Consider the following 12,694-nt stretch of genomic DNA (forward strand, 5'->3'; position numbering starts at 1 on the left):
GAAGACTGCCTTGGTGGCGTGACGCAGGACAACATCGTGGGTGTCCCGCGTCACGCCTGGGTGATCATCGACAGCGGTCCGGTTGCTCAACAGGGGGCAGCATCATGAGCACAGTTGAAAACAACGAGGGCAACACCAAGGAATACGACGCAGAGCGTGCGGCCCATCAGGCCGTTGACTTGCTGCTGCCGGAAAAGGGAACCATGTGCGATCCGAGACAGCTGATGTGGATCACCCTCTTCCAGTGCGCGCTGTTTGGGGCTCTGGCCTTCGCGTGGGGTGTCCGTGACGGGTGGCTGCTGTTCTGGGTAGCGGCCGGTGCGGCCAGCACCCTCGGTCCTTTCCTTAACGCCGCGTACCGCCCGTTTCACAACATCGACTGTGCTTGGCGGTATCTGTGCCTGCGCTGCTCAACCCAGATTGGCTGGCTGATTTTCATTCTGTTGTTCTACCTCATCTGGGCGTAACAAGTGACAGACAAAATAAAGGGCGCTCTCCAGGCGCCCTTTTGTGCTGCCCGACCATCACATGAACAGGCCATACAACGTCTACAAGTGCGGATCAGATCTCTTGTGGGAGCGAGCTTGCTCGCGATGTGGACCACTCGATTCAGCTGTCTGGCCAACATCCCCTGCAACAGTATTTTGTCATCAATTCAATTGATAGCCCCCTAACAAAAGGTGCATTCTAGAGGGCTCGGCTCACGCTTATATCATTCCGAATGATAGTTACCTTCGCTTCATTCGATTCGTGCGATACAACCCCGCCGAGCATCATCCGCCCATCTTAATATTTTGGCGGATGCATCCATGGAACAGTCATTCAAACATTTACGCTTCCCCTTGGCCGCGCTGGCCTTGTTGGTGATGAGCGCCTGCGGCAAGGCTCCAGACGCCGCCGCCACCCTGCCAGCACCCAAGGTCAGTGTAGCCAAGGTGCTGGAACAGCCGGTGAACGAGTGGGACGAATTCACCGGGCGTCTTGAAGCTCCGGAAACCGTCGAGATCCGTCCACGGGTGTCCGGTCAGATCGATGAAGTCGCTTTCACCGAAGGTGCGCTGGTAAAAAAAGGCGACCTGTTGTTCCAGATCGACCCGCGTCCGTTCCAGGCTGAGGTTCGCCGCCTCGAAGCCCTGGTCGCCCAGGGCCGCGCCAATGCCACCCGCAGCGAAAACGAAGCCCGACGCGGTGAGCGTCTGCGCACCAGCAATGCGATTTCCGCGGAACTGGCCGACTCGCGCACCAGCGCCGCCCAGGAAGCCCGAGCCGGTGTCGGCGCCATTCAGGCACAGCTTGATCTGGCCAAACTGAACCTGAGTTTCACCCGCGTGACCTCGCCCATCAGCGGTCGCGTCAGCCGTGCGCAAATCACCGCCGGCAACCTGGTCACCGCCGACGTCACCGCGCTGACCAGCGTGGTGTCCACCGACAAAATCTACGCCTACTTCGATGCCGATGAGCGCGTGTACCTCAAGTACACCCAGCTCGCCCGCCAGGGCCAACGCGGTCAAAGCACCCCGGTTTACCTGGGTCTGTCCAATGAAGACGGCAACCCGCACCTGGGCCAGATGAACTTCGTCGACAACCAGGTCAACCCGAAAACCGGCACCATCCGTGGCCGCGCTGTGTTCGACAACAGCGATGGCAGCTACACCCCAGGCCTGTATGCCCGCCTGAAACTGGTGGGCAGTGGGACCTACTCCGCGGTGCTGATCAACGATGAAGCGGTCGGTACCGACCTCGGCAAGAAGTTCGTGCTGGTGATGGATGCCGACAACAAATCGGCCTACCGCGCAGTCGAACTGGGTCCGAAGATCGAAGGCTTGCGCATCGTGCGCAGCGGCCTGAACAAAGACGACACCATTATCGTCAAGGGCTTGCAGCGGGTTCGTCCGGGTTCACCGGTCGCCCCTGAACTGATCCCGATGGCCAGCAAAGAAACCCTCGCCGCTCTGGCGCAACAACGACAAGCACTGGAAGCCAGCAACCTGCCCCAAGTCGCGCCCGCCAAGAGCGCAACCGGGGTCGCGGTGAAACTGGCCAGCGCTGCGAACCCACGCGGTTAAGGGACGACAACTCCGATGAATTTTTCCCAATTCTTCATTTCACGACCGATCTTCGCAGCGGTGCTGTCGCTGCTGATCCTGATCGCCGGCGCCATCTCACTGTTCCAGTTGCCGATCAGCGAATACCCGGAAGTGGTACCGCCGACCGTGGTGGTGCGCGCCAACTTCCCGGGTGCCAACCCTAAAGTCATCGGTGAAACCGTGGCCGCTCCCCTGGAGCAAGCCATCACCGGCGTCGAGAACATGCTGTACATGTCCTCGCAGTCGACCGCCGACGGCAAGATCACCCTGACCATCACCTTCGCCCTCGGTACCGATCTGGATAACGCCCAGGTCCAGGTGCAGAACCGCGTGACCCGAACCGAGCCCAAGCTGCCCGAGGAAGTGACCCGGATCGGCATCACGGTGGACAAGGCCTCGCCCGACCTGACCATGGTCGTGCACTTGACCTCGCCGGACAAACGCTACGACATGCTCTACCTGTCCAACTACGCCCTGCTCAACATCAAGGATGAGCTGGCGCGCCTGGGCGGTGTCGGTGATGTGCAATTGTTCGGCATGGGCGACTACTCGCTGCGGGTCTGGCTCGATCCGAACAAGACCGCCTCGCGCAACCTGACTGCCACCGACGTGGTCAGCGCGATCCGCGAGCAGAACCGTCAGGTTGCCGCCGGTGCATTGGGTGCTCCACCTGCGCCGAATGCCACGGCGTTCCAGCTGTCGGTCAACACTCAGGGCCGGCTGGTCTCCGAGGAAGAATTCGAGAACATCATCATCCGCTCTGGCGACGATGGCGAGATCACTCGTCTGAAAGATATCGCCCGAGTTGAACTGGGCTCCAGTCAATACGCGCTGCGTTCATTGCTGAACAACCAGCCCGCGGTGGCGATCCCGATCTTCCAGCGGCCGGGTTCGAACGCAATCGAGATCTCCAACGAAGTTCGGGGGAAAATGGCCGAGCTGAAGAAGAACTTCCCTGAAGGCATGGACTTCAGCATCGTGTACGACCCGACGATCTTCGTGCGTGGCTCCATCGAAGCCGTAGTGCACACCCTCTTTGAAGCACTGATCCTCGTTGTGCTGGTGGTGATCCTGTTCCTGCAGACCTGGCGTGCCTCGATCATTCCGTTAGTGGCGGTGCCCGTTTCGCTGATCGGCACCTTTGCCGTGATGCACCTGTTTGGTTTCTCGCTGAACGCCCTGTCACTGTTCGGGCTGGTACTGGCCATCGGCATTGTGGTGGACGACGCCATCGTGGTGGTGGAGAACGTCGAGCGCAACATCGGGCTCGGACTGACTCCAGTCGAAGCCACCAAGCGCGCCATGCGCGAAGTGACCGGGCCGATCGTCGCCACGGCACTGGTGCTTTGTGCGGTGTTCATCCCGGCGGCATTTATCTCTGGCCTGACCGGTCAATTCTACAAACAGTTCGCCCTGACCATTGCGATTTCCACGGTGATCTCGGCCTTCAACTCCCTGACCCTGTCGCCGGCCCTCGCTGCGGTATTGCTCAAAAGCCACGACGCACCGAAAGACCGCTTCTCGAAGGTTCTCGACAAGATCTTCGGTGGCTGGTTGTTCCGTCCGTTCAACCGCTTCTTTGATCGTGCCAGCCATGGTTATGTCGGTACAGTGACTCGGGTTATCCGCAGCAGCGGCATCGCCCTTCTGGTGTACGCCGGCCTGATGGTCCTGACGTTCTTCGGTTTTGCCAACACCCCGACCGGTTTCGTGCCAGCCCAGGACAAGCAATACCTGGTGGCCTTCGCTCAACTGCCGGATGCGGCGAGCCTGGACCGTACCGAAGAAGTGATCAAACGCATGTCCGACCTGGCACTGAAACAGCCTGGCGTGGAAAGCGCGGTGGCCTTCCCTGGCCTGTCGATCAACGGCTTCACCAACAGCACCAATGCCGGGATCGTATTCGTCACCCTGAAACCTTTCGACGAGCGCAAAGACCCGAGCCAGTCGGCGGGCGCCATTGCCGGTGCGTTGAACGGCCAATTCGCCGGAATCCAGGAAGCCTACATGGCGATCTTCCCACCGCCGCCGGTACAGGGCCTGGGGACCATCGGTGGTTTCCGCCTGCAAATCGAAGACCGGGGCAACCTGGGCTACGACGAGCTGTACAAAGAAACCATGAACATCATCAACAAAAGTCACAGCGTGCCGGAACTGGCCGGGTTGTTCACCAGCTACACGGTTAACGTGCCGCAAGTCGATGCCGCCATCGACCGGGAAAAGGCCAAGACCCACGGCGTGGCCGTCAGCGACATCTTCGACACCCTGCAGATCTACCTGGGTTCGCTGTATGCCAACGACTTCAACCGCTTTGGTCGCACCTATCAGGTCAACGTTCAGGCCGAGCAACAGTTCCGCCTTGAACCCGACCAGATCGGTCAGTTGAAAGTGCGCAACAACAAGGGCGAGATGATCCCGCTGGCGACCTTCATCAAGGTCAGCGATACCTCGGGCCCGGATCGCGTGATGCACTACAACGGCTTTATCACCGCTGAAATCAACGGTGCCGCGGCGCCCGGCTACAGCTCCGGCCAGGCCGAGAAAGCCATCGAGAAACTGCTCAAGGAAGAACTGCCCAACGGCATGACCTACGAATGGACCGACCTGACTTACCAGCAGATCCTGTCGGGCAACACTGCGCTGTTCGTGTTCCCGCTTTGCGTACTGCTGGCGTTCCTGGTATTGGCGGCACAGTACGAAAGCTGGAGCCTGCCACTGGCAGTGATCCTGATCGTACCGATGACCCTGCTCTCGGCCATCGTCGGGGTAATTGCCTCGGGGGGCGACAACAACATTTTCACCCAGATCGGCTTGATCGTACTGGTGGGACTTGCCTGCAAGAACGCGATTCTGATCGTCGAGTTTGCCAAGGATAAGCAAGAGGAAGGTCTCGACCCGCTCAGCGCGGTACTGGAAGCCTGCCGTCTGCGTTTGCGGCCGATCCTGATGACTTCCTTCGCCTTCATCATGGGTGTGGTGCCGCTGGTTTTCTCCAGCGGTGCCGGTGCGGAAATGCGCCATGCCATGGGTGTGGCGGTGTTCTCCGGGATGCTCGGGGTGACCTTCTTCGGTCTGCTGCTGACGCCCGTGTTCTATGTGTTGATCCGTCGTTTCGTCGAACGCGGCGAAGCCCGCAAAGCGGCCAAGGCCCTGAAACTGGAGGCGCAACAATGAGCCTGAAAGCCTTCCTGCCGAGCTTGTTGGTGCTGGCCTTGAGTGCCTGTGCCGTCGGCCCGGACTACCAGACTCCCGCCACCGAGGCGGCCAACATCACGGCCGCCACCGATGGCGCCGCCGGCCAGAAGAACTTCGACCGTGCACGTTTCGAAGGCATCTGGTGGCAGCAGTTCGATGATCCGACTCTCGATCAGTTGGTGAGCAAATCCTTGCAGGGCAACCGTGAACTGCGCGTGGCGTTCGCTCGTCTGCGTGCCTCCCGGGCGATCCGCGATGACGTCAGCAACGACGCCATGCCGACCATTACCAGCCGCGTCAGCAGTGATCAGGGCAAGGCGCAGCAACCCGGCATCACCGAACAACGGGTGCACACCGAACGTTATGACCTGGGCCTGGACATGGCCTGGGAGTTGGACCTGTTCGGGCGCATCCAGCGCCAACTGGAAGCCAGCGATGCCGACACGCAAGTCGCCGCCGCCGACCTCTATCAGTTGCAAGTCACCCTGATTGCCGAACTGGTGGATGCTTACGGGCAACTGCGCGGCGCGCAACTGCGGGAAAAGATCGCCCTGGCCAACCTGAAAAACCAACAGGACTCGCGCACCATTACTGAAAGCCTGCGCGATGCCGGTGTCGGTGATCAGCTTGATGTGGTCCGCGCCGACGCCCGCCTCGCGGCGGTCGAAGCGAGCGTGCCGCAACTGCAGGCCGAGCAAGTGCGCCAGCGTAACCGCATCGCCACCCTGCTCGGCGAGCGCCCGGACAAACTGACCGTCGACCTCAGCTCGGCGACCCTGCCGGCGATTGCCAAGGCGCTGCCGATTGGTGACCCAGGCCAGTTGTTGCAACGCCGTCCGGACATCCTCAGCGCCGAACGCAAACTGGCGGCAGCCACTGCCCGCATCGGCGTGGCCAAGGCCGACCTGTTCCCGCGGGTCAGCTTGAGCGGCTTCCTCGGCTTCACCGCCGGACGCGGTTCGCAGATCGGTTCCTCGGCCGCCAACGCCTGGGCGCTGGGGCCCAGTATTACTTGGGCGGCATTCGATCTGGGCAGCGTCCGCGCTCGCTTGCGGGCTGCCGATGCCGATGCCGATGGCGCGCTGGCAAGCTATGAGCAACAGGTACTGTTGGCACTGGAAGAGTCGGAAAACGCCTTCAGCGATTACGGCAAACGCCAGCAACGCCTGATCTCGCTGATCCGTCAAAGCGAATCGAGCCGCGCCGCCGCCGACCTGGCGCAAATCCGCTACCGCGAAGGGACGGCGGACTTCCTCGTGCTGCTCGACGCCCAACGCGAACGCCTGGCGGCCGAAGACTCCCAGGCCCAGGCCGAAGTCGACCTGTACCGCGGCATCGTCGCCATCTACAAGGCCCTCGGCGGCGGCTGGCAGCCAGAGACGGTCGCCAGCAGTCACTGATTCAAGAGCTCCTTTGGTTGGCCGCAACCAACCAAATTTTTTGCCCCGCACCGCATTAGGTCGCGGGGCTTTTTTTGGTTGTTCACGGATAACCAGACTCAATCCTGTGGGAGAGGATGCCCCCAAAAGATCGCAGCCTGCGGCAGCTCCTACAAGTTTTGCGCACACCTGTTATCACAAGGCTGAATCGTGCGGCGTAGGATCTGCGAGGCCCCCTAGTTCGCAGCTGCGATGTTGGCGATATTACACTCACCGAACTGCTCTGGTTTATGTCGAGGTACTGTGCATCTCTCTCTTGCTTTGAGCCCAAAAAAAGGCGCCACAAGGGCGCCCTAAACCGCCACCAAACCAAAGGAGAAACAAGGTGGCGGGTGTAATCTGGTCAGCAGATGTCTTTCAAGTTCAGAAGTGCCACTCCAGGTGCACAGTCGGCGCATAGGTGTTGGCGCCGGGTTTGTTGATCGCACCGTACTTGTGCTTCCAGTATTCGTAGCCCGGCCCGATCAGCAGCTTGTTCTTGCTACCGAAGGTCATTTGCCCGACGTCGACCATCAGCGAGGCGCGAATCAGACTTTCCTCGCCGGTGTCCTGCTTGAAGTAATCCTTGCCCTTCTCTGTCTTGTAGCTGGCAAATCCCTGGAACTTGAGCGGTACGCTGCCCACCTGGAACGGGAAGCCCCAGACCATGTGGAGCACATAATAGGGATCGAACTGGATGTTCTCGGTCTGGCAGGCGTTCAGCCCGCAGTGGTTCCATTCCATGGCGTAAAGCAGGCTGATATCGAGGTAACCGGGCACGTCGAACTTGAGCGTGGGGCCCACTACCAGCATGCGTTTGCGGGTGGCGAATTCGGTGTTCTTGTAATTGAGTTCGACTCCGCTGCTTAGCGCGACCTCCTTGACCGGACCGAAGGCCAGTGAACGGTCGAAGACCTTGCTCAGAAATAGCTGATGGCGATAGACCATGTAGGCCTCGGTCGCGCCGGAATTGCTGTCCTTCTTCGGGTCGTTGCCGTCGGACTTGAGGACATCCAGATTGAAGAAGTTCGAGCCAGACGTGTTGCCGCTGACATGGCCAAGCTGGTAGATCTCCTTCTGAACCTTGCCGCGAATACTCGGCTCGGTGAAGTCCGTACCGTAGCGAAACCCGATGAAAGTATCGCTCCAGTCCGTCGCGTGCGCGTTAGTTGAAGCCAGGCTTAAAGCGCCCGCAGCCAGAAGTGCCTTGCAATACGATTTTTGTAATTGTTGTACGTACATAGGTCCGATTCCGATAATCAGCAGTTCAATGGTGGTTTATAAGGCTATTCAACGTTGTAACCATTGGCGGTTCGTGGCATGAGTGCGCCTTGCCCGGCACGTCAGGACGGCAGGAATCATGCTGTCAATGTTGTCTTTACTTGCTGTACTTATTTATGACTGTCGATAGATTGCCGTTGTTTTTACAGTGTCGAATAGCGGGTGGACTGCCAGGCAATCATTTGCCATCCGGCGTCACTCTTTCTCCAGACACTGATATAGCGGGAGTTCAATAAAACCGGCTCATCGCGAATAATGACATCCATGTCGATCAACCCGGTGATGACGGCGCAATCCCCTTCGATACGAAAAACCTCTTGCTGGCTTTCAAGGTGTCGGTAAATCCAGATACCGGCACGCATTCCTTGCAGATAGCTGCTCTTGCTATCGCTCTTGCCATCCGAGTGACTGTAGGAAAGATCATCGCTGTAAATACTTTCCAGGAACTTCATATCCTGATCCATCATCGCCCGGCGACGGCGGGCTTCCAGCGCTTGAATGTGTTGTATTGCTAATTGATCCGACATGTAGTGAATCTCCAGGCAGGCCAGGTTATTGGCACGTATTATGAGTGAGGGGTTTCCAGCGGCACGCTTCCCGGAATACTTGCCCGGGGAATTTCGGCATGGGGCATAAAGAACATGGTGAACGTTGCCAGCGCAAAGAAGCCGGCGCAGACCAGAAGCCCCAGTGCCAGGCTGTAGCTGGTTGCGATGCCACTCAACAGCAACGGGGCAAAGGCGGCCAACCCACGGCCGAAGTTGAAACAGAAGCCGGCGCCGATGGTGCGCACCCGGGTGGGATAAAGGGCACTGAAGTAAGAGGCGAACAGGCTGGCGAAGGCATAGAAGAAGGCATAGATCGGCCCCAGCCAGAACAAGATGGCGTTCTGCTCCGTGAGCGCGTAGATCGAGAGCATGACCGCGCTGCCCAGCAGAGAGAGCAGCGTCGCATTTCTTTTGCCAATGTGGTCCGCAATCAGGCCGAAGGCGTTGATGCCGATAAAGGCGCCAATATTAAGGATCGCCATGAAGTTGGCCATCATGCCGATGTTCAATCCCCGCTCTTGCACCAGGTAAGTCGGTAACCAGGTACTCGCGCCCCAGAAGCCGATGACCGCGCAACTGGCTGCCACGGTGCCCAGCAATGTCAGCCGGCGAAGTTCCGGAGAAAAGATCTCCCTGACTGATACATTCACATGTAACTCAGGGTTGGCAATGCTCTTCGCTCTTTGTTCTTTCCATTCCCGGGATTCGGGAACAAAGAAAAAGATATAAGCCACCGGAATCAGGGTGGAAATACCAGCCACCATAAACAGCATCTTCCAGTCGGGGAGGAAGTTCGCCGCCGCCAATGCCGCGATGGTGGCGCCGACCGGAAAGGAACTGAGCACAAAACCGGTAGCCCGTGCGCGCTGATGAGCAGGCCAGGTTTCGGTTACATAAGCCGAGACAATCCCCCAGACACCTCCCAGCCCCAATCCGGAGAGGAATCGAAGGAGCAGGAGCAAGGCCCAATTATGCGTTGTGGCAACCAGAGTGGTCAGCACCCCGAAGACAATCAGCGATATGAGCAGGGCTTTGCGTCGGCCGAAGTTATCGGAATACCAGCCGGTGGTAATGCTACTGAAACCAATGCCCAACAATGTTGCCGAGGCGAGCATGCCGGCTTCATTGAACGTCAAACCCAGATCCTGGCGGATAACCGGTAGTGCAATGGTGAGCAGGATGATCTCCATGGCATCAAACAGATAAGCCAGAAAACCGCCGACAAGCACGTGCCATTTGGAAATCGATTTATGTCGCATAGTGTTCTCCTTTTTCTTGTTGTTTTGCCAACCCGATATCGAGCGCAATGAGTGACTGCACTCAATCAATCAGGCTGAGGATTTACTCGGGTAGAGCCGGGTGGATATTTACAACAATGCGCAGACCTCTTCGAAGCCCAGGCGCGGGCTGCGCGGGAACAGCTTGGCGGGGTCGCCATAACCGAGGTTGCAGAGGAAGTTCGACTTGATCTGCATGCCTGGAAAAGCACCCGCTCGGCCGGCATCGGTGGCGAAGAACTCGCTGTCGATCAAATCATGGTTGAACCCGGACATCGGCCCGCAGTCCAGCCCCAGGGCGCGCGCCGCGAGGATGAAGTAGCCGCCCTGCATCGAACTGTTGCGCAGTGCGGTGGACTCGATCAGCTCGGGCTGCCCGGCGAACCAGTCGCGCACCCCTGGGTTGTGTGGAAACAGCTTGGGCAGCTGCTCGTGGAAGCCTGTGTCGTAGCCGATGATGGCGGTCACCGGTGCACTCAGCGTCTTCTCCACGTTGCCAGCGCTCAATGCCGGCAGCAACCGCTGCCTGGCCTCGGCGCTGCGCACAAACACGATGCGTGCCGGGCAGCTGTTGGCGCTGGTCGGCCCCCAGCGCAGCAGGTCGTATAGTTTCCTGAGGGTGTCATCGCTCACCGGTTGGTCGCGCCAGCCGTTCTGGCTGCGGGCCTCGCGAAACAGCAGGTCGAGCCCCTGCTCGGTCATTGCTTCGTTCATGGCGTATCTCCTGTCGGGATTTATCAGCTGCGCCGCTGGCGGGACACGGTAGACCGGGGGGCAGTCTGTTCGGCTTCGCATTTACCACCGAGGAAATACTCCACCGACATCGGCGGGCCCCACTGATAGAGGCTGTCGTCGCAAGCCTGGGTGTAGCCCGATGGCGAGTCCTGGTTGAACAGGTCACCGTCGGTGAAGTGCTCGATAAGGTTGCCGGACGGGTCGCTCCAGTAATCGAAGATCTGGCTCCCCAGCACATGGCGCCCGACCCCCCAGAATGGCGACCAGCCTTGCCTGGTCATCCATGCGTGGCCCAGACACTGCGCGTCGAAGTCTTGCACCTCGAAGGAGACGTGATGGACGAAGTCCTTCTCTGCCTGGAACAGGGCGATGGTGTGGTGGTCAGTCCACTCGCAGCCGCGATTGAGCCGCATGAAGGCTGCCGTCGGGCAATCCTGGTTACTTCCCTCGACCACCAGATCGGAAGGCAGCATGCCGAGTGTCCGTTGGTACCAGTCTATTTGTACGGCCATGTCCTGCACGCCAATGGCCGCATGGCCGAGACGCAGCACCTGCGCAGCGCCTTTGTCGGGCCGTTGCACATCGCCGAAGCGCTGTTTCTGTTCGGCCGAGTTGAGGGTCAAAGCGGCGCGCAGCGTCAACGGCTCGACCGGCTCGATGCCATGCACCAGTTCGACACGTCGCCCGGAGGGGTCATGCAACGCCACGTACTGGCCGCCACCAGGGGCATCCAGCACTTGAACAGGCGAAGCACCGGGCAGATGTGTTGCTGCCTGCAGGTCCTCGAAGCTCTCGACGGCGAAGGCCATCGCGCCAAAGCTGGCCTGTTCTGCCTGCTCGGCGATGTAGACGTAAGGCCGCGAGCAGGCCCCACGCAGATAAATCCGTTGTGGAGTGCGGTGGACCACGACCAGACCGAAATCGGTCAGGAAGCGTTCGATCACCTCGAGATCGGGGTGACGATAGACCACGTGGTTGATGTCTTTGATCTGCAGCACGATAGTTCCTCCTGCGCGCCCAGAGTGGTGCCTCTGTGCGCGGGCCTTGAGCAAAGGTCTGGACCGTTCGGTCCGGCCTGTGCAGTTCCGCTGTCACGGCGTTCAATCGATGGAGAGATGCGCTGGCCGATCTCGGGGCAGCCGAGCCCGCGAACTGAAAATCGGTTCGGTGGTACGGCCACTACTGAAAATCGGTGAGCCCGCAGCCAGTCGCCAGGGCGATTGGTTCGGTTATCCCGCTATCTCGACAATAAAAGACTGGTGCCCGGTTTCAGGCCGGCGGAGTTTCGTCGGCGATCGGGTTGCTCAGCGTGCCGAGCCCTGCAATCTCCACGGTGCAAAGATCGCCCGGCTTCATGAACAGTGGCGGACGGCGCGCCCAGCCAATGCCTGCGGGAGTGCCGGTAACGATGACATCGCCCGGTTCCAGGGTTACCGCTTCGCTGAGAATGCTGATCAGGTCGACGACGCTGAAGATCATGTCGCCGGTGTTGCCCTGCTGGACGATCGTGCCGTTGAGCCGAGTAACCAGGTTCAGCCCTTTGGCGCCCGGAGGCAGTTCATCGGCACTGACGAAGGTCGGACCAAAGGCCCCGGTGGCGTCGAAGTTCTTGCCAATCGTCCACTGCGGCGACTTGAACTGGTAATCGCGGATCGAGGCCTCATTGAAGATGGCGTAACCGGCGACATGGTCCAGGGCTCGTTCTTTTGAGATGTGGCGACCACCGGTGCCGATGATCACCGCCAGCTCACCCTCGAAGTCCAATTGCTCGGAGACGCGAGGCCGGATGATGGCTTGACCATGACCAATCAGGGTCGAGGCGAAACGCGGAAAAAAGGTCGGATAGGACGGCTGCTCATAAGGGCTTTCCCTGGTGTGATCGGCATAGTTCAAACCTACGCAGACGATCTTCCCCGGGCGCTCGAGCGGCGGCAGGTATTGGATCCTGGACTGATCGAGCTGCCGTGCCTCGCTCAATCGGCTATGAGCTGCGTGCAGCGCGTCGGTACCTGCGTTCAGCAGAGACTGAAGCGAGCCCGGGTAGCCAGCTTCGTTTTCGTTCAGCCCGCGCAAGATACCCGCTTGCTCGATAGCGAGCCCCTTGTAGGAGCCTTCGACAAAATGCACGAAACGCATGGTGAGTCCCTCTATTG

General features: G+C 59.6%; 10 protein-coding genes. 4 read left to right on the forward strand and 6 right to left on the reverse strand.

The annotated features are described in order from the left end of the window. Positions 1-104: 104 nt before the first annotated feature. The 4 genes from F8N85_RS09715 (at position 105) to F8N85_RS09730 (ending at position 6,682) form a co-directional block, all read left to right on the forward strand. The gene (locus F8N85_RS09715) at positions 105-467 is read left to right on the forward strand and encodes a hypothetical protein (RefSeq protein WP_150803404.1); all 363 of its coding nucleotides are present in this window, start codon (positions 105-107) and stop codon (positions 465-467) included. 342 nt (positions 468-809) lie between these two features. Beyond that, the gene (mexE, locus tag F8N85_RS09720; protein ID WP_150803405.1) at positions 810-2,066 is read left to right on the forward strand and encodes a multidrug efflux RND transporter periplasmic adaptor subunit MexE; all 1,257 of its coding nucleotides are present in this window, start codon (positions 810-812) and stop codon (positions 2,064-2,066) included. Between the two features lie 15 nt (positions 2,067-2,081). Next, positions 2,082-5,261: an efflux RND transporter permease subunit gene (locus F8N85_RS09725; RefSeq protein ID WP_150803406.1), complete on the forward strand. Its 3,180-nt coding sequence runs from the start codon at positions 2,082-2,084 to the stop codon at positions 5,259-5,261. Next, positions 5,258-6,682, forward strand: coding sequence for an efflux transporter outer membrane subunit (locus F8N85_RS09730; protein ID WP_150803407.1), 1,425 nt, complete (start codon positions 5,258-5,260; stop codon positions 6,680-6,682). The genes F8N85_RS09725 and F8N85_RS09730 overlap by 4 nt, the downstream gene beginning before the upstream one ends. Before the next feature lie 402 nt (positions 6,683-7,084). Here F8N85_RS09730 and F8N85_RS09735 read toward each other — a convergent pair whose 3' ends face one another. From F8N85_RS09735 to F8N85_RS09760, 6 genes are all read right to left on the reverse strand, one after another. Next, positions 7,085-7,942 (reverse strand): hypothetical protein, encoded by an 858-nt coding sequence (locus F8N85_RS09735; protein ID WP_150803408.1) that lies wholly within the window; start codon positions 7,940-7,942, stop codon positions 7,085-7,087. A gap of 182 nt (positions 7,943-8,124) precedes the next feature. Continuing rightward, positions 8,125-8,508: a nuclear transport factor 2 family protein gene (locus F8N85_RS09740; protein WP_150803409.1), complete on the reverse strand. Its 384-nt coding sequence runs from the start codon at positions 8,506-8,508 to the stop codon at positions 8,125-8,127. A 38-nt stretch (positions 8,509-8,546) separates the two neighbouring features. Continuing rightward, positions 8,547-9,788, reverse strand: a complete 1,242-nt coding sequence (locus F8N85_RS09745; RefSeq protein WP_150803410.1) for an MFS transporter — start codon at positions 9,786-9,788, stop codon at positions 8,547-8,549. Positions 9,789-9,896: 108 nt separating this feature from the next. Continuing rightward, positions 9,897-10,520 carry a malonic semialdehyde reductase gene (locus F8N85_RS09750; RefSeq protein WP_150803411.1) on the reverse strand — a complete coding sequence of 208 codons (624 nt, stop codon included), beginning with the start codon at positions 10,518-10,520 and terminating at the stop codon, positions 9,897-9,899. A 23-nt stretch (positions 10,521-10,543) separates the two neighbouring features. Then, entirely contained in the window at positions 10,544-11,539 is a 996-nt protein-coding gene (locus tag F8N85_RS09755; protein WP_150803412.1) for a 2,4,5-trihydroxytoluene oxygenase, read from the reverse strand. 271 nt (positions 11,540-11,810) lie between these two features. Further along, positions 11,811-12,677, reverse strand: coding sequence for a fumarylacetoacetate hydrolase family protein (locus tag F8N85_RS09760; RefSeq protein ID WP_150803413.1), 867 nt, complete (start codon positions 12,675-12,677; stop codon positions 11,811-11,813). Between the last annotated feature and the right edge of the window lie 17 nt (positions 12,678-12,694).

The sequence above is a fragment of the Pseudomonas fluorescens genome (assembly GCF_902497875.1).
GTDB lineage: Bacteria > Pseudomonadota > Gammaproteobacteria > Pseudomonadales > Pseudomonadaceae > Aquipseudomonas > Aquipseudomonas fluorescens_BR.